A 22,842-nucleotide genomic window follows, 5' to 3' on the forward strand; every position below is an offset into this window, starting at 1 on the left:
ATTGGGGTCAGAGATTCAATTCGCGCACGGGGCGCACTTCCACACTGCCGACCCGGGCGGCCGGAATGCCACCGGCCACCTGGATCGCTTCGTTCAAGTCCTTGGCCTCGATCAGGTAAAACCCGGCGAGCTGCTCCTTGGTTTCGGCGAACGGCCCGTCGGTGATCGACAACTTGCCATTGCGCATGCGCACGGTGGTGGCGGTGCTCACCGACTCCAGCGGCTCGGCTGCGAGCATGCGCCCGCTGGCCGCAATGGCCTCGGCGTAGGCAAAACATTCCGGATCTGCCGGGCTGTCGGGCGAGGTGTGCAGCACCTGTTCGTTGCTGTAGATCAGGCAGAGGTATTTCATGGGAGGCTCCGTTTTCGGCTTATCAACTATAGTCCTGCGCGTTCAGGGTTCCAGCCCGAACAGCGCGGTGCCGCTTTCCATGTCGAACGGCGCCGACCAGTGCTCATGCACCACTTTCCACTGGCCATCGATGCGTTGATAACCGGCGGTCACGCGCATCCAGCAGGCATTCACCACGCCATCCGGCCCGGCGCCGCCGCAATGGGCCAGCCAGTGGGCGAAGGCGCTGTCTGGCGCTTCAACGATGTGCAGCTCGTGAAACTCGAAAATACCGGGGCCGGGGCAATGCTTCATGCAGGCGTCCCAATGCGCGCGGTAGGCCGCCTTGCCCTTGAATTGCAGCGCGGTCACCGCGTCGAACGAGACGATATCGTCGGCGTAATAGCTGACAATCTTGTCGATGTCGCGGGCCAGTACGGCTTGTTTCCATTGCTCGATCAGGGTGTTGATGGCAGTGCTCATGGCGGTACTCCTTTGGGTGGAAAATCACGGAAGACACCCTTGGTCGAATGGCCCACCGGCCAATCGACAGCCCGTTGAAAAATAATTTCGCCCCTGGCAAAGCCGCTAGAATCCACGCCTCTTTGTAGGATTTGGGATGTACCCCCGATGGAAACCCGCCTCGTCCCCTATGAGACGCTGAGCCTTGTGCAAAAACAGCAACTCGACACCCTGCAAGTGCACGCCGAGCAACTGGCGTATTCCGGCGATATCCACTGCGCGCTGAACAGCCTGCTGGTCAACCCCAACCCCGCCGCCGTCAAGGGCTTCGCCCTGCTCGCCGATGAAACCCCCGTGGCCTTCCTGCTGCTCAAACGCCCGCCGTGCCTGCCCCACTGGGCGGATGCACACAGCGCCACGCTGCACGCGCTGCAAGTGGATCGCGCGCAGCAGGGCCGAGGGTTTGGCAAGGCGTGTTTGCAGGCGCTGCCGGAGGCGGCGCGCCAAGCCTGGCCAGAGATCAAGGCGCTGGAATTGTCGGTGGACGCGGAGAATGTGGCGGCGATGGGGTTGTATCTTGGGGCGGGATGGGTGGATAGCGGGGAGGCGTATAAGGGGCGTATCGGTTACGAACGCCGGCTGGCGCTGGTGGTGAGTTCAGCCGGGAAATGAGCACCTGGGGGGTTTGAGATGACAACAAGAGCCGGCCAGCCGGCTCTTGCCAGAAACCGCCGTCAGCCGCGCTCTCCCACCGGCAACCAGATTTCCACGGTCCCGGTGCCCTTGCGCCCGTCAAAGTCGGCGCTGTAGCGCTCGAAATCCGCGCCCATCACCTTGTAGCCCGAGTGCGGCAGCCACTCGAACATGATGCGCTCGTAGGTTTGCTCCAGCGCCTGCACCGGCCCGTAATGGTGAAACACGGCATAGTTGAGCGGCGGGATTTCGATGAATTCGAAGTTGCGCGGTACGTCGCCCTTGCCCGGTACTTCAACCCCGGCCAGGTAATCGAATTCGCCGTGATGGGGGTTATGGCACACGCCGTAAGTCACACCGCCGACGCGGTTTTTGATGTCTTTGATGCAGGTGTCGAACAGCTCCCACAGCTTGGGAATATCGCCGATGGTGGCCTTCGAGTAACGCCCTTGTACACCGGCGATCACCAGTGCCTTGCCTGCTTCCATGCGTGGCTCTAACGGTTGTTTTGTCTGCTGATCCATACGAACAGTCTCCTTCTTATGAGGGAACAAACCCGCATCGAGTATAGGGGGATATCCACGCGTTACTCCAAGCAGAAATTTTTCCTACGTATCTGGACAACTGGCCATCATCGACCGTATTGTCTGCCCCGCAGGCCACCGCAGTGGCCGACGTCGCTCGGACGGTTCCGGGCGCTTACGTACTTCGAGGCCACAATGGCAGACCAAGGTTCGCCGCGCCGCTTTGCGCGCATAGATCGACTCCCCCCTTACGTTTTCAATATCACTGCCGAGCTGAAGATGGCTGCGCGTCGGCGCGGCGAAGACATCATCGACTTGAGCATGGGTAACCCTGACGGCCCCACGCCACCGCACATCGTGGAAAAACTGGTGACCGTCGCCCAGCGCGAAGACACCCACGGCTACTCCACCTCCAAAGGCATTCCGCGCCTGCGCCGGGCGATTTCGCGCTGGTACAAGGACCGTTACGAAGTGGACATCGACCCCGAGTCGGAAGCCATCGTCACCATCGGTTCCAAGGAAGGCCTGGCGCACTTGATGCTGGCCACCCTCGACCAGGGTGACACCGTATTGGTGCCCAACCCCAGCTACCCGATTCACATCTACGGTGCCGTGATTGCCGGCGCCCAGGTGCGTTCGGTGCCGCTGGTGCCCGGCGTGGACTTCTTCGCCGAGCTGGAGCGGGCGATTCGCGGCTCGATCCCCAAGCCGAAAATGATGATTCTGGGTTTTCCGTCCAACCCCACCGCGCAGTGCGTGGAGCTGGATTTCTTCGAGCGCGTGATTGCCCTGGCCAAACAGTACGACGTGCTGGTGGTGCATGACCTGGCGTACGCCGACATCGTCTACGACGGCTGGAAAGCCCCGTCGATCATGCAGGTGCCGGGCGCCAAGGACATTGCGGTGGAGTTTTTCACCCTGTCCAAGAGCTACAACATGGCCGGCTGGCGCATTGGCTTTATGGTGGGCAACCCGGAACTGGTCAACGCCCTGGCGCGCATCAAGAGTTACCACGATTACGGCACTTTCACCCCGCTGCAAGTGGCCGCGATTGCGGCACTGGAAGGCGACCAGCAGTGCGTGAAAGACATCGCCGAACAATACCGCCAGCGCCGCAACGTGCTGGTCAAGGGTCTGCATGAGCTGGGCTGGATGGTCGAGAACCCGAAGGCGTCGATGTACGTCTGGGCGAAGATCCCCGAGGCATACGCCGCCCTGGGTTCGCTGGAATTTGCCAAGAAGCTGCTGTTGGAAGCCAAGGTGTGTGTGTCGCCGGGGATCGGCTTTGGCGAGTATGGCGATGACCACGTGCGCTTTGCGCTGATCGAGAACCAGGACCGGATTCGTCAGGCGGTGCGCGGGATTCGGACAATGTTCCGCGCGGATGGTCTCGGCCCCAAGGCCTGACTCTAAGTAACTGAAGAAACCGGATTAGTGGGAGCTGGCTTGCCTGCGATGCAGACACCTCGGTGTTTCTGATGTACCGAGGTGATGCTATCGCAGGCAAGCCAGCTCCCACATTGGGAACGATCAGTCGGTGATTACACCACCAACGACAACAGCATGATGAAGATCAGCGCCACTACGGACAGAATCGTCTCCATCGCCGTCCAGGTCTTGAACGTCTCGGCCACGGTCATGTTGAAGTACTGCTTCACCAGCCAGAACCCCGCATCGTTGACGTGAGACAGGATCAACGAACCCGCCCCCGTCGCCAGCACCAGCAGCTCACGGTTAACCCCCGGAATCATCCCCACCACCGGCACCACAATGCCTGCACCGGTAATGGTCGCCACGGTGGCTGAACCGGTGGCCACACGAATCACCGCCGCCACCAGCCACGCCAGCAGAATCGGGTTGATCTGTGCGTTCACCGCCATGTGGCCGATCACGTCACCCACGCCGCTGGTAACCAGCATCTGTTTGAAGCCACCGCCGGCGCCGATGATCAGGATGATCGCGGCGGTCGGCGCCAGGCTGGCGTCGAGCAGCTTGAGGATTTGCTTGGAGCCGATGCCCTGGCGATGGCCAAAGGTGTACAGCGACAACAGCAACGCCAGCAGCAGCGCGGTGATCGGGTGGCCGATCATGTCCATCCAGTTGCGAATGGCGTGGCCGTCCGGCAGGGCGATGTCGGCGAAGGTTTTGAGCAGCATCAGGAACACCGGCAGCAGCACGGTGATCAGGGTCACGCTGAAGCTGGGCAGGTCTTTGTTTTCCGGCTCGCGGGCCAGTTGGTCGACCAGTTCCTGGGACGGGTTGCCCGGAATGTACTTGGCGATAAACGTACCGAAGATCGGCCCGGCGATGATGGCGGTCGGCAGCGCGACGATCAGCCCGTAGAGAATGGTCTTGCCGATATCAGCGCCAAACACGCCGATGGCCAGCAGCGGGCCCGGGTGCGGCGGCACCAGGCCGTGCACCGCTGACAAGCCGGCGAGCAGCGGGATGCCGATTTTGATCAGCGACACGCCGGTGCGGCGCGCCACGATAAACACCAGCGGAATCAGCAATACAAAGCCGATCTCGAAGAACAGCGGAATGCCCACCAGGAATGCGGCGAACATCATGGCCCACTGGACTTTCTCTTTGCCGAAGGCGCGGATCAGGGTCTGGGCGATCTGATCGGCGCCGCCGGATTCGGCCATCATCTTGCCGAGCATCGTACCCAGCGCAAGGATGATGCCGACAAAGCCGAGCACGCCGCCGAAGCCGTCCTGGAACGCCTTGATGATCTTGTCCACGGGCATGCCCGAGGTCAGGCCGAGGAAACCGGCCGCAATGATCAGCGCGATGAACGGGTGCACCTTGAACTTGGTGATCAAAAAGATCAGCCCGATGATTGTGACCACTGCGTCTAGCAGCAGGTAGGACTCGTGGGACATGCCAAACATGGGGGGTCTCTCCTGTTTGTTGTTGTTATTAAAGCCGGTGTTGAATCTTTCGCCGGGGATAGCGCTATCTTTTCCGGCAAAAAATTAATGGGTTGGTTCAAAGCCGTGTTGCAGCCACCAGGCATGGGTTTGCTCGGCCAGCTCCTCGACGCTGTCTTCGCTGGCATTGAGGGCCAGGGTCAGCGGCTCGCCCACGGGCGATTCAAGGGTGGCGAACTGGCTGTCGATCAGGCTTGCGGGCATGAAATGGCCGGGGCGATGGGACACGCGGTCGGCGGCCACGGCGCGGGTCAGCTCCAGAAACACGAACCCCAGGCCTGGCGCAGCTTCGCGCAGGTGGTCGCGGTATTTCTTTTTCAGGGCGGAACAGGTGAGCACCGGGTGCTCGCCGGCTTTGAGCGAGCGGCGCAGTTCATCGCAGAGGATGTCGAGCCAGCCGGCGCGGTCGTCGTCGTTGAGGGGGTGGCCGGCGCTCATCTTTTCGATGTTCGCGGCAGGGTGAAAGCTGTCGCCTTCAATGGCGGTGGCGCCGTTCAGACGGCACAAGGCCTCGCTCACGCTGGACTTGCCACAGCCGGAAACACCCATGATGACCAGGGCGGTAACAGGTTGACTCATGAAACACCTCAGGACGCAGATAGCGCTACCTTTGCACGCTGTAAGGCTAGTGCAAAAACAGGCTTTTCCCGCGCCGTCTTGTCTTTTTTTATGGAGTGACGCGTGCATCCGCTCCAATCATTTGAACGGGATCAGGCAACCCAACGTTCAAGCATTTGCAGCCGTTTGGAGACAGCGCTACCTTAGTGCCTCGATTTTTGTTTGGCAAGCCGCCTGATGACCTCCAAGAACGATAAAAAATTGCGCACCACGGGTCGCCCGACCCTCAACGAAGTCGCCCGCCTGGCCGGCGTCAGCCCGATTACCGCCTCCCGCGCCTTGCGCGGCATCAGCACGGTGGCCACCGAACTGGTGGAAAAAGTGCAGCACGCCGCTGCCGAACTGAACTACGTGGTCAACCCCGCCGCCCGCGCGCTGGCGTCGGCGCAGAGCCATTCGGTGGTGGTGATTGTGCCGTCACTGTCGAACCTGTTGTTTATCGAAACCCTGGAAGCCATCCACCAGGTGCTTCGCCCGAAAGGCTTTGAAGTGCTGATCGGCAATTCCCACTATTCGCGCGACGAGGAAGAAAACCTGCTGCGCAATTACATGGCGTATCAGCCGCGTGGTTTGCTGCTGACCGGGTTTGACCGGACTGAAAGCGCACGACGGATGGTCGAGGCCAGTAATGTGCCGTGCGTGTACATGATGGACCTGGACCCGAATGCCGGGGTGAACTGCGTGGGGTTCTCGCAGTTGAACGCGGGCGAAACGGCGGCGGCGCATTTGCTGTCCCGTGGGCGCAAACGCCTGGCGTATATCGGCGCGCAGCTGGATCAGCGCACCTTGCTGCGTGGCGAGGGTTTCCGTCGCGCGTTGCAACAGGCGGGCCTGTATGACCCGGCGCTGGAATTGCTGACGCCGCGCCCCTCTTCCGTGGGCCTGGGTGGCGAGTTGTTCTTGCAACTGCTGGCGGCGCATCCGGATGTGGATGCGATCTTCTTCGGCAACGACGACCTGGCCCAGGGCGCCCTGCTGGAAGCGTTGCGCCACGGCATCAAAGTGCCGGAGCAGGTGGCCGTGCTGGGCTTTAACGACTTGCCCGCCTCTTCGTTTATGGTGCCGCGCTTGAGCAGCATCAGCACCCCGCGCGAAGCGATCGGGCGGCGCTCGGCGGAGCATTTGTTGACGATCATGGCCGGCAACAAAATCGCCAAGCCGGTGGTGGACATGGGGTTTGAGTTGCAGGTGCGCGAGAGCACCTGACCTTCCAGGGCCAACCCCAGTCAACCTGTGGGAGCTGGCTTGCCTGCGATGGCGGTGTATCTGGCAGTGATGGGCTGACTGATCTGCCGTTATCCGAGCATAGACATCTACACACTTTAGACGGCGCTTAAACTGCAGGAAATATAGCTGTTGTGGCGAGCGGGCTTGCCCCGCGTTGGGCTGCGCAGCAGCCCCAATAAGAAAAATGCGGAGTATCAGGTACTCCGCAGAGGCTGGTTTTGGGGCTGCTACGCAGCCCAACGCGGGGCAAGCCCGCTCGCCACAGAGGGATTCGGTAGCCTGTGAACGTTGTGTAGATCCCTATGGCTATCGCAGGCAAGCCAGCCCCACAGTTACTGTGCTCAATTAAGGTGCTGAAGCCAGCCGCGCTACCAGCGCCGACGCCCCCTTTTGCAACGGCTGGTTCTTCAACCACACCGCATTCACCACCATCGCCAACCCGTTTTCGATGTTCTTGAAATTCAACCGCCGCAGCCGCCCTGCCGTCAGCAGCGGTGCCACCACTGACTGCGGGAAATTGCCCCAGCCCAGGCCCGCTTCGACCATGTCCAGCGCCATGCCCAGGCTGTCGGTGCGCCAATAAGACTGCCCCACGAGCGGCCGACGATCACTGAGGGGCATGTCCCGCCCGGCCACCAGAATCTGCCGTACCCGCACCAGGTCTTCCAGAAAGGGCTCACCACCGGCCTGCGGATGTTGCGGGCCGATGCACGCGATCAACTGCTCGCTGCCAACAAACTGAAACCGTTCCAGCACATTGACCCGCAACCCGGCAAACACCACGCAAACCTGCACACGCCCGCTGTGAAGCAGTTGCAACACATCATCCTGCGGGGCGGTCAGCACTTCGATTTCCAGCAGCGGGAATTGCTCGCAGATGTCACCGATGGCGGCCAGTAAACGGCGGGTATTGATGTCCACCCCCACACCAATCGACAGCTTGCTCTCAAGCCCCTGAGACAGCTGCAACGCATGCACTTGCAACTGCTTGAGTTGCTCGGCCATCAAGCGCGCGTGAGGAATCAGCGCCAGCGCCAAATCAGTCGGCACCGGCTCGCGATGGCTGCGATCAAACAAGGCGTAACCCAACTCAGCCTCAAGGTTGGCAATGCCCATGCTCACCGCCGAAGGCACCTTGCCCAAGGCCCGCGCCGCCGCCGAGAACGAGCCGCGCTCGACCACCGCCAGGAACACTTCAACGCTGTCGCTGGAAAAACTCATCACGCCACCTGTCAATAAAACTGAAAGCTGCTGGCTTTTTGTGTCAGCCACATTGACGCTATCTTCCGCGCCATCAGACGTTCCTGTCACCCGAAAAAAGAGGAAATGGTATGCAAGGCGTGAAACGCAAGCTGGTGTATGTGTCGCTGTTCGAGCTGATCGGCATGACCTTTTCGGCCCTCGGCCTGGCGCTGCTGTCCGGCGCGCACCCGTCCAGCACCGGGCCACTGGCCGTGGTGATCACCACCATCGCCGTGACCTGGAACTTCATCTACACCTCGCTGTTCGAGCGCTGGGAAAGCCGCCAGCGTGACCGCACGCGCACGGTCAAACGCCGTATTGCCCACGCCGTGGGGTTCCAGCTGACGTTGATCGTGTTCCTGATTCCGCTGATCGCCTGGTGGATGAACGTGAGCCTGGCGCAGGCCTTCCTCCTCGACCTGGCGCTGATCCTGTTCATCCCCTGCTACACCTTTGTTTTCAACTGGCTGTTCGACCGCACTTTCGGCCTGCCCGCCTCGGCGCTGCCAGCAACATCTGCGTAGCGCCAACCGGGCACCGCTGTTAGATTCCCATGGGTCATCTCCTTTGCCAGGAAAGCACCATGGGACATTCTCTGAAAATCTTGGGTCGCACCTCCTCCATAAACGTACGAAAAGTCCTTTGGACCTGCCAGGAACTGGGCATCGACTACACCCGCGAAGACTGGGGCATGGGGTTCAGCCCCACCCAGTCGCCGGAATTCCTGGCCCTGAACCCCAACGCCCAGGTGCCGGTGCTGATCGACGACCACGGTGTGCTGTGGGAATCCAACACCATTTGCCGCTACCTCGTCAGCCTTTACCAACGCCACGACCTGCTGCCCGCCGAACCCGCGCCCCGGGCGAAGGTGGAGCAGTGGATGGACTGGCAAGCCACCGAACTCAACCCTTCGTGGGGTTATGCCTTTCACGCGTTGGTGCGCCAAAACCCGGATTACCAGGACCCGCAACGGCTGAAAGCGGGCGTGCAAGCCTGGAATGACAAGATGGGCCTGCTCGAACAGCAGTTGCTCAAGACCGGCGCCTACGTGGCCGGCAACGAATTCACCCTGGCCGACATCCTCGTCGGCCTCTCGGTACACCGCTGGCGCAATGCGCCGCTGGAGCATCCGCCCTACCCCGCCGTTGAAGCCTATTACCAACGCCTGAGCGGGCGCCAAGGCTTCAAGACTTTTGCCCTCGACGGCCATAACTAAAACAGGACTCACCGTGAAAGGACTCAACGTACTGCTTACCGGTACCTGCGGCAGAATCGGCAAGACGTTTTTCGAAGCCTCGAAAGACCGCTACCGCTTCACCCTCACCGACCGCGTTGCGCCGGATTTCGCCCTGGGCGAGCACCGCTTTGTCAGCGCCGATCTCAGTGACAAATCCAGCCTTGCGGCCCTGCTCGACGGCATCGACGTGATCGTGCACCTCTCGGGCATCCCCCACGCCAGCGCCGCGTTCGACGAATTGTTGCCCAACAACATCCTCGCCACCACCTACCTGTTCGAAGCCGCCGTGGCCGCCGGCGTGAACCGTTTGGTGTTTGCCAGCAGCGCGCAAACCATTGAAGGCTACCCGGTGGACCGCCAGATCACACCGGGCATGCAGGTGATGCCCGCCAACCTGTACGGCGTGAGCAAATGCTACGGCGAGGCGCTGTGCAGCTATTACGCGGCGAAAACGTCCTTGTCGACGATTGCCCTGCGCATCGGCGCCTTCGAATTCCCTGAAACCCCCGACCTGAATAACGCCCGCGACCTCAGCGCCTGGCTCAGCCCGCGTGATGCCGTGCAACTGCTGCAGCGTTCCGTGGAAGCCGAAGGCGTAAAACACCTGATCGCCCACGGCATTTCGAATAACCGTTTCAAGCGCCTGGACCTGAGCGAAACCACCCGCGTGTTGGGCTACCAACCCGTGGACGATGCCTTCCAGACCTTCGAAATCCCGATCACCTACTGAGCCTGACCTTCATGCCCGTACTCTCTGCCGCCGATGGCATCGACCCGGTCCGCGCCGCCCATATCAGCGCACGCATCGACCGCCTGCCCGCCGTGGCGACCCTCTGGCGCCTGGTGGCGCTGCTGTCGATTGGCGGTTTTTTCGAACTGTATGACCTGTTCCAGACCGCCTACATCAGCCCCGGCCTGATCAGCGACGGGCTCTTTCACACCGGCAGCGAGGGCGTGTTCGGCTTCTCCGACCAGGCCGCCTTCGCCTCGGCAACCTTTCTCGGCCTGTTCCTCGGCGCCAGCCTGCTCAGCCCGATTGCCGACCGCTTCGGGCGCCGCGCGATCTTCACCTTTGCGCTGATCTGGTACACGGTCGCCACGGTACTGATGGGCATTCAGACCTCCGCACTGGGCATTATCTGCATGCGTTTTCTGGTGGGCATCGGCCTGGGCATCGAGCTGGTGACCATCGACGCCTACCTCTCGGAACTGGTGCCCAAACGCATGCGCAGCTCGGCGTTTGCCTTCGCGTTTTTCATCCAGTTTCTGTCGGTGCCGGCGGTGGCGTTGATGTCGTGGTGGCTGGTGCCCCAATCGCCGTTCGGCATTTCCGGCTGGCGCCTGGTGGTGTTGAGCAGTGCGGTGTTTGCGCTGTTTATCTGGCAACTGCGCAAACGCTTGCCGGAGTCACCGCGCTGGCTGGCGCAAAAAGGCCGCTTTGACGAAGCCGATGTGATCATGAACCGCCTGGAGGCACGCTGTGAGCAGGATCATGGCAAGCCGCTGGACGCCCCCGAACCGGAAGCTGTCAGCGTGCAGGGCAGCGGGCGCTTTGCCGATATCTGGCAACCGCCGTACCGCCGTCGCGCATTGATGCTGATTGTGTTCCATGTGTTCCAGGCCATCGGCTTTTTCGGCTTCGGCAACTGGTTGCCGGCGCTGCTGTCGGGCCAGGGCGTGAGCGTGACCCACAGTTTGCTTTACGCCTTCATCATCACCCTCGCCTACCCGCTCGGGCCGTTGCTGTTTGTGAAGGTGGCCAACCGCTTTGAAAACAAATGGCAGATTGTCGGCTCGGCGTTGGGCGCGATGGTGTTCGGCAGCTTGTTCGCGTTGCAAACCACGGCGGTGGGGCTGGTGATTTGCGGGGTGATGATCACGTTCTGCAATGCCTGGCTGAGCTTCAGTTATCACTCCTACCAGAGCGAACTGTTCCCCACCAACATCCGCGCGCGGGCGGTGGGGTTCTGTTATTCGTTCAGCCGCTTGTCCACGGTGTTCAGCAGTTTGTTGATCGGTTTTATCCTCGAACACCTGGGCACGCCGGGTGTACTGGCGTTTATTGCCAGCAGCATGTTGATCGTGATGGTCACCATCAGCTGGTTCGGGCCGCGCACGCGCAACCTGGCGCTGGAAAACATCGCCCACTGACGGCAAGGGTTAGCCGCCGGCGGGACAATCATTGCCGCGCTGGCCTGGCCATCCCCAATAAAACCGGGGGTGGCGCACCCGGCATGCTATTTGCTCCTCCTGTCGGACCGAACACATCCCAGGTGAGCAATCATGCTGATCAACAACAACACCCAAGCCGCATCCTCCACTGTGCAACAGCTCAAGCGCCCCGACCTGGACCCGGCCAACGCTGCCGCCAGCACGCTGTACAGCGGCGCCCTGCAAGCGGCGCAACAATCGGTTACGGTGCCGACGGCGCAAACCCAACTGGACAAGGCCAACGACCGTATCGACGAAGCGTTTGCCAAGACTCGCGTTCAGTTGCAAGCCACCACGGCAGCCTCTGCGCCGGCGACCCCACCGGCCACGGATGTACCGGCCAACGGTTCGTCTTCCAGCACCGCGCGGGCTGATTTCACCGATTACATGAACAAATCGCCCGCCGAACGCATTCGCGAACAACTGCTCAAGGAACAGGGTTTGACGGAAGCCGAAGTGCAGGCAATGCCGAAGGAAAAGCAGGACGCGATCGCCAAGGAAGTGGCTGACCGGGTGAAGCAGCAGCAAGAGCAGCAGGTCGCCGCGAAAACCAGCGACCCGGCGCAGGCGGTGAAAGAAACCCTGGCGGCGATCTAAGCCACACCGCAATAAAGATGCAGGACCGGCTTGTGTGGGAGCTGGCTTGCCTGCGATAGCATCAACTCGGTCTACCTGTTTTACCGAGGTGTCTGCATCGCAGGCAAGCCAGCTCCCACATGACTTCGGTTGTCACATAAGCCTTGGGTTTATTGCAGTTGCAACGTCGAGTTGAACTGGCTGATAGCATCCACCACATGCCGTGACCCTTGCTGAATCTCCTGGATCACCTGCCCCGCCTCGTTCGCCAATTCCACCCCCAGCCCCGTGCGGCTCAAGCTCGACTGCATGCTCGACACCGCGCTCAGCGACAGGTCGTGGTTCTTGCGCACCACGTCCACAATCTCCACCGTCGCCTGGCTCGTCCGAGCCGCAAGGCTGCGCACTTCGTCGGCCACCACCGCAAAGCCACGCCCGTGTTCGCCGGCCCGCGCCGCTTCAATCGCTGCGTTGAGCGCCAGCATGTTGGTTTGCTCGGCAATGCTGCGGATGGTCTGCACGATGGCGCCGATGATGTCCGACTGTTTGCTCACCGCGTCAATGCTCTGGGCAGCCTGATTCAGGTCGTGGGAAATTTCCTCGATGATCTGCACGGTTTGCTGCACCACCTCCGAGCCCTTGCGCGCGCAAGCGTCGTTTTGTACCGACGTAGCGTGGGCAGAGTCGGCGGCGGTGCGCAACGTAGTGACTTGGTCGGTGATATCACTGGCGAACTTCACCACTTTGTACAGGCGCCCGTTGGTGTCGAAGATCGGGTTGTAGGACGCTTCCAGAAACAGGGTTTTGCCGTATTTGTTTTTGCGCTCAAAACGGTGGGAGTGATATTCGCCACGGTTGAGCGAGGCCCAGAAAGCCTTGTACGCCGGCGATTCAACCTCGGCGCGATGGCAAAACATGCTGTGGTGCTGGCCGATGATTTCTTCACGCGAGTACTGCACGGTGCGCAGGAAATTCTCGTTGGCGTTGATGATCTGGCCCTGAGGCGTGAACTCGATAACCGCCATGGAACGGCTGATGGCGTCGATCAGGCTCTGGTTTTCATGTTCGTGGTGCACGCGGGCGGAAATGTCCGACGCCACCTTGATCACGCTCTGCACCTGGTTGTCGCTGCCCCGCACCGGCATGTAACTGGCTTCAAGCCACACTTCCTCACCGCGCTTGTTCAGGCGCATGAACGTGCCGCTGAGCGCCTCGCCCCGCGCCAGGTCACGCCATAGCTTGGCGTAGGCCTCGGTATGGGTGTAGGCCTCGTCGCAGAAGATCCGGTGATGTTTGCCACGAATCTCCTCGGCGCTATACCCCATCGCTTTGCAGAAATTTTCGTTGGCATCGAGAATCACGCCGTTGCGGTCGAACTCGATCATTGCCATGGAACGGCTGATGGCGGCGAGTTTGGCGTTGGCTTCGGTGAGGGCACAGGAGAAACGTTCGATTTCTAGCAGGTCGGATTTGTGCTGGCGGTTAAACATGGTCAGATCACCCTTGATTCCCGGCGCCTTGAAGGCGCATTCCATTCATTTTTTGGATAGTGCTGGCAAACCTTCATGGGGAAATAACCATCCGAAACGCTTTAAATGCCAAACGTCATCAACGGTTCTGAGTCAGCATAGACAGGGCTTGACGCTATGCAAGGCCACTAGTCAGCGAGCATTTTTAACAATGCATTAACCGCCGCAGAAGGCGGGCGGGTTTGTGAACCGACCAAGGCAAACTCACGATGCAACGGCTCCGTCAGCGGCATCACGCGCAGGCCGTTGCGTTGGGTGGGCAGGGCCATTTCCGGCACCAGCGTCACGCCGACGCCTTCGCGCACCAGGCTGTAGGCGCTGTTGAATTCCCGCACCTCCACGCGAACATCGCGCAGGGCCAGGCCTGCTGCGGTGCCCAGGCTGCGGGCGTTGGCGGTACAGCCGCCGGTGGCAAGCACGAAGGGTTGCTCCAGCAGTTCGGCCAGGGTCACGGTTGCGTCGGCCGGGCGTTGGGCGATGGGGTGACCGACGGGCAACACGGCCATCCAGAAGTCGCGGCCCAGCACCGTGGCGTTGCGCTCGGGCTTGGGGTTGAGTACGACGCCCAGATCGATCAGGTCGGCGTCGAGCAAGGCATGCACTTCGCTGTCGGTCACATCCAGGGTGGTGACGTCGATACCCGGGTGCAGCTGGCGGAAACGTTGCAGCAAGGGCGTCAGAAACGTCGCCAGCACCATCGGGAAGCTGGCAATGCGAATGCTCCCACGCAACGAAGGTCGCGCTTCGTCCACGGTGGTGCGAATCGTCTGCAGGGCCGCCATCATCACCCGCGCCTGCTCAATCACAGTCAACCCCAACGCGGTGGGCAAGGTCTTGCGCGGTTCGCGGGTAAACAGTTGCGCACCCAGCGTGCTTTCCATGGACGCCATGGCCTGGCTGGCGGCGGATTGGGTCATGCCCACCTGCTCGGCGGCGGCGGTAATGCTGCCGTGATCGGCCACGGCCACCAGCAAGCGCCAGTGCATCAGGTTCATCATGGCAGTAGCTGTCCTTATGGATAGGGTCTGAAGGTTTAATTTTACGCACGGTGCCATGCCCACGAGACTGGCGCAAATTCAACGGAGTACCTTTAGATGAAACTGTATTTCTTCCCCCACGCCTGCTCCCTTGCCCCCCACATCGTGCTGCGGGAATTGGCATTGCCGTTCGAACTCGTGCGGGTGGATAACCAGACCAAAACCACCGCCGATGGCGAGAACTTCTTGCAGATCAACCCCAAGGGCTACGTGGCGGCGCTGCAACTGGACAATGGCCAGGTGCTGACCGAGGCCAGTGCGATCCTGCAATTTCTGGCCGACCAAAAACCCGAGGCGGGCCTGGCCCCGGCCAACGGCAGCTGGGAGCGCGTGCGTTTGCAGGAATGGTTGAACTTCATCGCCAGTGAAATCCATGGCGGGCTGGCGATTTTCTTCAACCCGGTGATTCAAGGGGAAGTGCGGGCGATGTTCCTGGCCACGCTGTTCAAGCGCTTTGCGGTGCTGGTGCAGACGCTGGAGCGGCAGGATTATCTGTTGGGTTCGGCGTATTCGGTGGCGGATGCGTATTTGTTTGTGGTGCTGCGCTGGGCGGCTTTCAACGACATTGATCTGGGTGATTGGCCGGCGCTGACGGCGTTTCAGCAACGCGTGGGTGAACGGGCTGCGGTCGTTGCAGCACTGGCCACCGAAGCCGCCTGACCTGAAATGCAATTAACTTGTGGGAGCTGGCTTGCCTGCGATGGCGGTACATCAGACAGACCGCTATCGCAGGCAAGCCAGCTCCCACAGTTGATCTTCAGTGGATTGAAAGGCGATTACTGGCGATAAAGGCACTCAACGCCAACACATCCACCGAACCCGAACGGTCCTGATCCAGATGCGCCACCTGGCTGCGCACCGCCTCGTGGATCTGCCGGGCGCCCTGCCCCAGCTTCACGGTTCCTCGCAGGTCCACCGCCTGCGCGGCGACAATCAACTCGATGCTGGCCAACCACAACACCCGTTCGGTCAACCGGCGGGTTTTGTCGACCACGGCCAGCGCTTGCCCCGCGTAGTCTTCCACCCGATCCGCCACCGGCACGCTGACGGCCGGCAGTGGGTTGGCCAGATGCCCGATCTCCGCGACCAGCGCCGAACTGGTGCGCTGCAAGGCCGCCATGCCGACATGCCCAGGCCGGGTACTCAGAAAACGCGGTAAATCGCTGGAGGCTGGCGACAACAACTTGGCAATGCGTTCGGCACTGCAGGCGGCGACCCGGCTCAAGGCCAGCCCCAGTCCCTCAGCCGCATGCGCCAGATGCGTGCTGTCGAAATTCGCCGTCGCCAGCACCAGCGACTCTTCGCTGATCAGCGCCGGGTTATCGGCACCGCTGCGCAGCTCCAGTTCGACCAGTTCCTGCAGTTGCTGCAACGCCTGTTGCGCCGCGCCCTGAACCACCGTGGCACAGCGAAAGCTCAACGGGTCTTGCAGGCGGCGTGGGCTGCCCGCCAACTCGCCACCGTCAAGCAACGCCAACAACGCTGCCGATTGCTCGGTTTGCCCAGGCGCCGGGCGCAAGCGCGAAGCCCACGGCTGGAACGGGCTGAGGTTGGCGCGATAGCCTTCGCACGACAATGCCAATGCCGACAACAAGGCATGCAGCACTTGCTGCGCTTGCGCCACCAGCAATGCACCAAGGCCGACACTGGCCGCATTGGCCGAGACCAGTGCCAGGCCGTCCTTGCCGGTCAATGGCACGGTCAACGCCAGGCTCAGGTGCGCCAGAGGCGCCAAATCACTTTCGCCCAGCGAGCCCAGCAACGGCACCGCAGGCTCGACGCCCGAATTGAGCAAATCCAGCAGAGCCTGTGCCGCCTGCGGTGAAATACCCGAGCGCCCCTGAGCCAACCCGGCCAAACGCGCGGCCGTGATCGCCCGCAACTCCTGCCGATTGGCCAGGCGGCCCACACCCACCGCGCGCCCCAGTGGAATGCTCTCCTGCACCGGCGCCACCGACGTATCCACCGCCGCCCCGAGGCCCGTGGTCACGCCATAAATCGGTGTGCCGCCGGCGGCGAGCGTCAGCAACAACTGGTGGCCTTCGTCGATACGCTGGCGCGCCTGCGCGGTGAAATCTGCCGGCGCGTCTTGCTGTGCAATCGCCAGCAAATCCGCCAGCGTCAGGCCTTGCGGGTCGAGGTGAATCATGCCCAACGCAGCCGCTGGCCAATCCCCAACCGCTTGGCTTTTTCCAGCAGCGCGTGGCCCAGGGCGATGTCGCTGAGGCTCAGGCCACGGTGCCAGAACAGGATGGTTTCTTCGGGGTTTTCCCGGCCGTTTTTCAGCCCGGCAACGATTTGCCCCAGCTCGGCATGCAAGGTGTCGGCGCTGAGTTTTCCGGCATCGACATGGGCTCGCAATGCGCCAAACATCCCGCCTTTGCACTGGCCCCAATCGTCCACCACGAGCTTGCTCATGATGTCGGTGAGTGACAGTTCCACCGCGCTCATGGTGCCGTAGGGCACCACAAAGGCGCCGGGTTTGATCCAGTCGGTGCGCAGTAACGGCTCGGGCTGATCCAGGCGCGAGGCTTCGACCACGATGTCGGCGCCGCGCACGGTGCTTTCCCAATCGTGGGTGACGATCACCGGTTTGCCCAGGTCCCGGCGCAGGCGTTCAGCGAAGGCTTCACGGCTTTCGCTGCGACGCGAGTGCACGCGGATTTCCTCGAAGTCGAACAGGTGATCGAGCAGGCGCACATTCCAGTACGCCGTGCCGCGCGCGCCAATATGCGCCAGCACTTTGCTGTCGGGGTTGGCGAGGTATTTGGCGCCGATGGCGGTGACGGCGCCGGTGCGCATGTCGGTGATCGCCGAGGCGTCGAGGATCGCTTCGGGAATGCCGGTGGCAGGGTCGAGCAGGTTGAGAATCGCCAGTTCAGACGGCAAGCCCTGGCGGTAGTTGTCGACGAAATCCCCCACCACCTTGACGCCCGCATAGCCAATGTCGCCGCCCAGCACGCCGCGTAAGACGTTGAAGTGGCCGTTGATATCCCCGCCGGGAATCAGGTGAGTGCGCGGCTCGATCACCGCCTCGCCACGGCCCTGAATCGCCAGGCTGGCTTCGATGGCATTGAGGATTTCGTCGTTGCCCAGGTTTAACTCATTGATGTCGAGGCCGTTGAGAAAGTCGATGTAGATCGGTTGCATGGTCTGCTCACTGATTAAAGGTTTTAGCGATTTTTGTGGCAAGCCCGCTTCCTGTGGCGAGCGGGCTCGCCACAACACGCCCGTTCGCTACAGAAGTGCAGTGTCAGGGGGCCTTGAACACGGCCTGCTGCACATCAACCTTCTTCGGAATCAGGCCGTTGGCGAAAAACAGGTCGGCGGTGCGTTGCTGGTTGGCGACATCCACGGCTTCCAGCGGGCGGATCGGCGCAGGTGAGCGGTGTTCGAAATAGCTTTTCACCACCGCCGGTTGCAGGCCGAGGGTCTTGGCCATCAAGGCGATGCTTTCTTCGGGTTGGTCGAGGGACAGGCGTTGCGCCTTGGCCAGGGTCTGGATGATCGTGGCGATGGCCTGCGGATGCTGTTTGGCAAATGGGCTGCTGACCACAAAGAAACTGCCCGCCGGGTTGAGGCCCTGACCGTCACCCAGCACACGGGCGGAACCGTCGACCACGGCGGCCGAGTAGTACGGGTCCCACACCACCCACGCATCGACCTTGCCTTGCTCAAACGCCGCACGGCCGTCCGAAGGTGACAGGTAGACCACGTTCACGTCCTTCCACTGCAAGCCCGCGCGAAGCAGGCTTTTGAGGAACAGGTTGTGTGCACTGGAACCCTTGAGCAGCGCCACGCGCTTGCCCTTGAGCTCGGCCACGCTGTGAATCGTGCTGGCGTTGGGCACCAGCACCGCTTCGGTTTTGCCCTCGTTGGGCTCCACGGCGAAGTACTGCAAATCGATGCCGGCGGCCTGGGCGAAGATCGGCGGGATGTCACCGATATTGCCGATGTCCAGGCTGCCGCCATTGAGCGCTTCAATCAGCGGCGGGCCGCCGAGAAACTCGATCCACTGCACCTGAGTGCCGGGCAGCGCGGCTTCGAAGAGTTTGTGCTCGCGGGCGAGCACCATGCTCACCGAGCTTTTCTGGTAGCCGATGCGCAACGTGGCCGGTTCGGCCGCTGATGCCACCCCGCTGAACACCAGTGAAGCCAGAATCGCGCTTAAAAACTTAACCATTTCTACCACCTCCGATCGTTCCCACGCTCTGCGTGGGAATGCCGCCAGGGACGCTCTGCGTCCCGCTTTAACAACGTGACGCGGAGCGTCACAGGATGCATTCCCACGCGGAGCGTGGGAACGATCAATCAGAGCGCTCCCTTGACCTTGGCCGCCACGTCCGCCGGCACCCATTGTTGCCAGACTTGCGGCTGCGCTTTGAGGAACGCCAGCGCGACCTCGCGTGGTTGTTCACGTTTCTCGGCCATGTGCGCGAGGGTGGTGTTGAGCAGGTCGATCGGCAGGTCGACTTTTTCAAAGAAGCTCACCAACTGCGGGTATTGCGCCTTGAACGGCGCCGACACGCCAATCGCCAGGTGTGCCGCCAGCGAACGGGTGCCGATGGGGTGCGGGTTGTTGGCGTCGGCCAGGGTTTTCCAGGCATCGGCGTTGAACGGCGGCTCTTCCAGTTTGACCAGTTTGAAGCGGCCGAGCAGCGGCGTCGGCGACCAGTAGTAGAACAGCACCGGCTTGCCGCGACGGATCGACGAGGCCACTTCGGCATCCAGCGCCGCGCCGGAGCCGGTGCGGAAATTGACGAAGGTGTCGGTCAGGCCATAGGCCTTGAGCTTCTGACTGTTGACGATCTCCGAGGTCCAGCCGGTGGGGCTGTTGAGGAAGCGGCCTTTGCTTGGGTCTTCGGGGTCGCGGAACACGTCCTTGTAGCGCGCCAGGTCGGCTACCGATTTCAACTCCGGCGCCAGCGGTTTGATGCCGCGTTCGGCGTCGCCCTTGATCACGTATTCAGGCACCCACCAGCCTTCGGTGGCGCCTTTGACGGTGTCGCCCAGGCCGAAGACCTTGCCTTCACTTTCAGCCTTGACCCACGCGGGGCTGCGCCCGGCCCATTCTTCGCCGATCACTTGAATGTCGTCCTTGGCCAGTGCGGCTTCCAGACTTACGGTGCTGCCGGGCAAGGTGTCGGTGGGCAGGCCGTAGCCTTTCTCGACGATCACACGCAGCACTTCGGTGATCAGGCTGCCGCTTTCCCAGGTGATGTCGCCGAAGTGGATGGGTTTGACCGCCTCCGCAGCGGGCGTTTGTTGGGCCACCAGGGCCAGTGCCAGGAGCGAGCCACCGAGCAGGTTTTTTAGTGTTCTCATGAGTAGCCTCTTGGAGATTCGATTCACAACACATTCAAAGTGGGCACGGTCAATGTGGGAGCTGGCTTGCCTGCGATAGCGATGTTGAAGCCACCACCGCCATCGCAGGCAAGCCAGCTCCCACAGTTGATCTACGCCATGTTCTTAAAAGTCATAACTGAGCCGCGTGTAGTAGAACGCCCCTTCCGGCGCGGTCGGTGAGAGGTAGCTGTATTGCTGGCCTGGCGTCTGGCGCAGGCGGCTGTTGAAGTCGTCGGGTTTGCTGTCGAACAGGTTGTTCACGCCCACCGACACGCGCAGTTGCCTGGTGAAGGCGTAGTTCACGTCCAGGTCGGTGGTCCATTGCGCGCTGAACTCCTGGTCGTACTGGGCGTTGGTCTCGCTGGCCGCGTATTTGCGGTATTTGCCGTAGCGGGTTTCGTTGAGGGAAATCGTCCACTGGTTGAGCTTGTGCACCGCGCCGAACACCAGTTTGTCTTCGGGGTAGCCGTGCTCGATAAAGCCACGGGCTTCGCGGGTCAGCACTTCAAAACCATTGGGGTTTTCGTGGATTTTCTCGATGGTGGTGCGCGCCTTGGTGTAGCCGGCCGACAGCGCCAGGTTGCCGAATTGCGCGAGGTCCAGGTTGTACTTGCCGACGATGTCGACGCCGCGGGTGCGGGTATCGGCGGCGTTGGTCATGAACTGCGCCCAGGAATACTGGCCGTAACCGGCATTGGTAAGGATCTGCTCAGCCAAGGGTCCGGAAATCCCGCCGCTGAACAGCAGCCGGTCGCGGATTGAGATCTGGTAAGCGTCGATGGTCAGCGAGGCGTTTTCAGCCGGGCGCAGCACCAGGCCCAGCGAGTAGTTGGTGGATTTTTCCGGCTTCAGGGGTTGCGCGCCGAGGGCACGGGCCGCCGGGTTGTCGGCGGGCAGCATGCGGGTCAGCACCGGGTTGCCGTTGGCGTCGAGGTTGGTGGTGGTGGTCCACGAGGTACCGATCTGGCCCAGGCTTGGCGCGTGATAAGCGTTGTTGACCGTGGCGCGCACGCCCACTTGCGGCGTGAAGTCATAGCGCGCCGACAGCTTGCCGGTGGTGGCCGAACCGAAGTCCGAGTAGTGCTCGGTGCGCCCGGCAACGCCGACTTGCAGCTTGTCGGTGACCTGGTTTTCCAGGCCGAAATACACGCCGCCCACATCACGCTTGAAGGTGCCGGCATCGTCCGGGGTCAGGCCGGATGCTTGCACCGCGCCGACTTGCACGCCGTCGATACCGCCGAAGGAATACGAGTCGAAATCGCCGGCTTCCAGACGGTATTGCTCGTGACGATAAGCCACGCCACCCGACACGGTCAGCGGGTGGCTGGACCAGCTCACGTCGAGGTCCTTGGCGTAGTCCAGGGTGATGTTGGTCTGGTCGTTGACCAGCGTGGCCACGTTGAATTTGGTCGGGCTGTTGGCGCCGTAACTCGGGTTGACCGTGTTGAAGGCCAACTCGTCGTGCTCGTCGCGGCCATAGGTTGCGCTCAAGTCGAAGCGGCCGATGCTGTCGTCTTCGTAGCGGGTGCCCACGGTGACGGCGCCGTCTTCGTAGCGGTAGCGGTATTTCGGAATGGTGCCGCCGGGGTAGATCGAGGCCACGTTGTTCGGGCTGCTCGCCAGCAACGGCGGAGTGTTGTTGACCGAGGTGTCCTGGCCGAACGTGGCGAAGCTGTACAGGCGCCATTTATCGTTGAGGCCGATCTCGGCGTTGGCGGCCAGGTTGTATTTGTCGCGGCCGGCACCGCCCCAGCGCGGGTCTTGCGTCTGGCCGTCGGCGACGTATTTGTCGCCGATGTCGTCGGGTTTGTTGTTCAGGGTGTTGAAGCTCAGGGTCAGGAAACCATCGCCCGGCAGGCCAATGCCGTACCAGCCATCGGTGGTCTTGCTGAAACCGTCGCCCTGGGCGTATTTGCCCAGTTGGGTGTTGATACCCCCACCGCTGTCGCGCTCCTTGAGCACGATGTTGACCACCCCGGCCACCGCGTCGGAGCCGTACTGCGCCGAGGCGCCGTCACGCAGCACTTCGACGTGGTCGATGGCGCTGATGGGGATCATGTCCAGGTCCACCGGCTGGGCGCCAATGAACGGCACGCCGCCGGAGATGTTCACCACTGCCGAGGTGTGGCGGCGCTTGCCGTTGATCAGCACCAGCGTCTGGTCGGGCGACAAGCCGCGCAGGGACGCGCCCTTCGGGTCCTGCCCGCGCGTGGCGCTGTTGTTCTGTGGAAAGTTGAACGACGGCAGCAGCTGGAACAACGCCTGGTTCAGGCTGGTGGCGCCGGTTTGCTTGAGTTCGTCGGCGTTGATCACGTCCACCGGCGCGCTGCTGGTGAGCGCGGTGGCGTTGCTGCGTCGGGTACCGATGGCGACCACGCGGTCGAGGGTCGGTGCCTGGGCGGCGCTGGTTTGGGCTTTTACGTCGCTGGTGGCTGCGTTGCTTGCGCCTTCCTTGATGATGAACGCGCCGTCCGGGCTGACCTGCACGTGCAGGCCGGTGCCCTTGAGCGCGGCGTCCACGGCCTGGTGCGCGGACAGCGAGCCATCCACCGTGGCCGACGAGTAATTGCCCAGTTGCGGCGTGAAGGAAATCACCTGGCCGCTTTGGCGGCTGATGTTCAGCAGCACCTCATCCAGCGGGCCGGGGGCGATGTGGTAGACCTGCCGCACCTCTTCAGCGCTGGCGGCAAACGAAAAAAACAGGCTGGCCAACGGCACCAGGGCAAAGGTTCGAAGCGGCACACGGTTGAACTGACTCACATTGGCTCCCCCCAAGGAAACTCCTGAACGCTGCTCCCCGCAGCGCTTACGGGAGTGATGTGGGCCGGCCGGGGGAAAACTTGCAGATCGTTTGGTTATGTCCTTAGAACCCGGTT

22 protein-coding genes and 1 pseudogene are annotated in these 22,842 nt (G+C 61.9%); 9 read left to right on the forward strand and 14 right to left on the reverse strand.

What is annotated here, in order from left to right; all coding sequences use genetic code 11:
• Positions 1-7 precede the first annotated feature (7 nt).
• Together ATI14_RS30920 and ATI14_RS30925 are read right to left on the reverse strand one after the other, a co-directional pair.
• Complete coding sequence (locus ATI14_RS30920) at positions 8-352, reverse strand: YciI family protein (RefSeq protein WP_016973135.1); 345 nt, start codon at positions 350-352, stop codon at positions 8-10.
• A 42-nt stretch (positions 353-394) separates the two neighbouring features.
• The gene (locus tag ATI14_RS30925) at positions 395-814 is read right to left on the reverse strand and encodes a YybH family protein (RefSeq protein ID WP_016973134.1); all 420 of its coding nucleotides are present in this window, start codon (positions 812-814) and stop codon (positions 395-397) included.
• 147 nt (positions 815-961) lie between these two features.
• Here ATI14_RS30925 and ATI14_RS30930 point away from each other — a divergent pair, with 147 nt between their 5' ends.
• Positions 962-1,465, forward strand: coding sequence for a GNAT family N-acetyltransferase (locus ATI14_RS30930; RefSeq protein WP_016973133.1), 504 nt, complete (start codon positions 962-964; stop codon positions 1,463-1,465).
• A 62-nt stretch (positions 1,466-1,527) separates the two neighbouring features.
• Here ATI14_RS30930 and ATI14_RS30935 read toward each other — a convergent pair whose 3' ends face one another.
• Positions 1,528-2,010, reverse strand: coding sequence for a GyrI-like domain-containing protein (locus ATI14_RS30935; protein ID WP_016973132.1), 483 nt, complete (start codon positions 2,008-2,010; stop codon positions 1,528-1,530).
• A gap of 195 nt (positions 2,011-2,205) precedes the next feature.
• Here ATI14_RS30935 and alaC point away from each other — a divergent pair, with 195 nt between their 5' ends.
• Complete coding sequence (gene alaC / locus ATI14_RS30940) at positions 2,206-3,417, forward strand: alanine transaminase (RefSeq protein ID WP_080520430.1); 1,212 nt, start codon at positions 2,206-2,208, stop codon at positions 3,415-3,417.
• A 134-nt stretch (positions 3,418-3,551) separates the two neighbouring features.
• Here the strand turns inward: alaC and ATI14_RS30945 are convergent, their stop codons facing one another.
• Complete coding sequence (locus ATI14_RS30945; RefSeq protein ID WP_016973130.1) at positions 3,552-4,904, reverse strand: GntP family permease; 1,353 nt, start codon at positions 4,902-4,904, stop codon at positions 3,552-3,554.
• 84 nt (positions 4,905-4,988) lie between these two features.
• A complete protein-coding gene (locus ATI14_RS30950) occupies positions 4,989-5,522 on the reverse strand; it encodes a gluconokinase (RefSeq protein WP_016973129.1) in 534 nt (177 codons plus the stop codon).
• 213 nt (positions 5,523-5,735) lie between these two features.
• Here ATI14_RS30950 and gntR point away from each other — a divergent pair, with 213 nt between their 5' ends.
• Positions 5,736-6,767, forward strand: coding sequence for an HTH-type transcriptional regulator GntR (gntR, locus tag ATI14_RS30955; RefSeq protein ID WP_165448245.1), 1,032 nt, complete (start codon positions 5,736-5,738; stop codon positions 6,765-6,767).
• Between the two features lie 366 nt (positions 6,768-7,133).
• Here gntR and ATI14_RS30960 read toward each other — a convergent pair whose 3' ends face one another.
• A complete protein-coding gene (locus tag ATI14_RS30960; protein WP_016973127.1) occupies positions 7,134-8,009 on the reverse strand; it encodes a LysR family transcriptional regulator in 876 nt (291 codons plus the stop codon).
• Positions 8,010-8,119: 110 nt separating this feature from the next.
• On the opposite strand from ATI14_RS30960, the gene ATI14_RS30965 reads away from it, so the two are divergent.
• From ATI14_RS30965 to ATI14_RS30985, 5 genes are all read left to right on the forward strand, one after another.
• Positions 8,120-8,554, forward strand: a complete 435-nt coding sequence (locus tag ATI14_RS30965) for a PACE efflux transporter (protein ID WP_016973126.1) — start codon at positions 8,120-8,122, stop codon at positions 8,552-8,554.
• Positions 8,555-8,613: 59 nt separating this feature from the next.
• The gene (locus ATI14_RS30970; protein WP_016973125.1) at positions 8,614-9,246 is read left to right on the forward strand and encodes a glutathione S-transferase family protein; all 633 of its coding nucleotides are present in this window, start codon (positions 8,614-8,616) and stop codon (positions 9,244-9,246) included.
• Between the two features lie 13 nt (positions 9,247-9,259).
• Entirely contained in the window at positions 9,260-9,997 is a 738-nt protein-coding gene (locus ATI14_RS30975) for an NAD-dependent epimerase/dehydratase family protein (protein WP_080520429.1), read from the forward strand.
• Between the two features lie 11 nt (positions 9,998-10,008).
• Positions 10,009-11,418, forward strand: coding sequence for an MFS transporter (locus tag ATI14_RS30980; RefSeq protein WP_017255813.1), 1,410 nt, complete (start codon positions 10,009-10,011; stop codon positions 11,416-11,418).
• A gap of 132 nt (positions 11,419-11,550) precedes the next feature.
• Positions 11,551-12,075, forward strand: coding sequence for a hypothetical protein (locus ATI14_RS30985; protein ID WP_016973123.1), 525 nt, complete (start codon positions 11,551-11,553; stop codon positions 12,073-12,075).
• A 149-nt stretch (positions 12,076-12,224) separates the two neighbouring features.
• Here the strand turns inward: ATI14_RS30985 and ATI14_RS32085 are convergent, their stop codons facing one another.
• From ATI14_RS32085 to ATI14_RS30995, 3 genes and pseudogenes are all read right to left on the reverse strand, one after another.
• Positions 12,225-12,794, reverse strand: coding sequence for a methyl-accepting chemotaxis protein (locus ATI14_RS32085; protein ID WP_370589146.1), 570 nt, complete (start codon positions 12,792-12,794; stop codon positions 12,225-12,227).
• A pseudogene (locus tag ATI14_RS32090) lies at positions 12,768-13,589 on the reverse strand (PAS domain-containing protein); the annotation flags it as partial. The gene ATI14_RS32085 and the pseudogene ATI14_RS32090, both read right to left, overlap by 27 nt.
• A 122-nt stretch (positions 13,590-13,711) precedes the next feature.
• Positions 13,712-14,581 carry a LysR family transcriptional regulator gene (locus ATI14_RS30995; protein WP_016973121.1) on the reverse strand — a complete coding sequence of 290 codons (870 nt, stop codon included), beginning with the start codon at positions 14,579-14,581 and terminating at the stop codon, positions 13,712-13,714.
• A gap of 96 nt (positions 14,582-14,677) precedes the next feature.
• On the opposite strand from ATI14_RS30995, the gene gstA reads away from it, so the two are divergent.
• Positions 14,678-15,280 carry a glutathione transferase GstA gene (gstA, locus tag ATI14_RS31000; protein ID WP_016973120.1) on the forward strand — a complete coding sequence of 201 codons (603 nt, stop codon included), beginning with the start codon at positions 14,678-14,680 and terminating at the stop codon, positions 15,278-15,280.
• 97 nt (positions 15,281-15,377) lie between these two features.
• On the opposite strand, the gene ATI14_RS31005 is transcribed toward gstA, so the two are convergent.
• From ATI14_RS31005 to ATI14_RS31025, 5 genes are all read right to left on the reverse strand, one after another.
• On the reverse strand, positions 15,378-16,769 hold the full coding sequence (locus ATI14_RS31005; protein ID WP_080520428.1) for an aromatic amino acid lyase: 1,392 nt from the start codon (positions 16,767-16,769) through the stop codon (positions 15,378-15,380).
• Positions 16,766-17,770 (reverse strand): ornithine cyclodeaminase family protein, encoded by a 1,005-nt coding sequence (locus ATI14_RS31010; protein ID WP_016973118.1) that lies wholly within the window; start codon positions 17,768-17,770, stop codon positions 16,766-16,768. Before ATI14_RS31010 ends, ATI14_RS31005 begins: the two co-directional genes overlap by 4 nt.
• A 103-nt stretch (positions 17,771-17,873) precedes the next feature.
• Positions 17,874-18,803, reverse strand: a complete 930-nt coding sequence (locus ATI14_RS31015; protein WP_016973117.1) for an aliphatic sulfonate ABC transporter substrate-binding protein — start codon at positions 18,801-18,803, stop codon at positions 17,874-17,876.
• 128 nt (positions 18,804-18,931) lie between these two features.
• The gene (locus ATI14_RS31020) at positions 18,932-19,945 is read right to left on the reverse strand and encodes an ABC transporter substrate-binding protein (protein ID WP_016973116.1); all 1,014 of its coding nucleotides are present in this window, start codon (positions 19,943-19,945) and stop codon (positions 18,932-18,934) included.
• A gap of 144 nt (positions 19,946-20,089) precedes the next feature.
• A complete protein-coding gene (locus ATI14_RS31025; RefSeq protein ID WP_080520195.1) occupies positions 20,090-22,726 on the reverse strand; it encodes a TonB-dependent receptor plug domain-containing protein in 2,637 nt (878 codons plus the stop codon).
• Between the last annotated feature and the right edge of the window lie 116 nt (positions 22,727-22,842).

The organism is Pseudomonas tolaasii NCPPB 2192 (assembly GCF_002813445.1).
GTDB classification, from domain to species: domain Bacteria; phylum Pseudomonadota; class Gammaproteobacteria; order Pseudomonadales; family Pseudomonadaceae; genus Aquipseudomonas; species Aquipseudomonas tolaasii.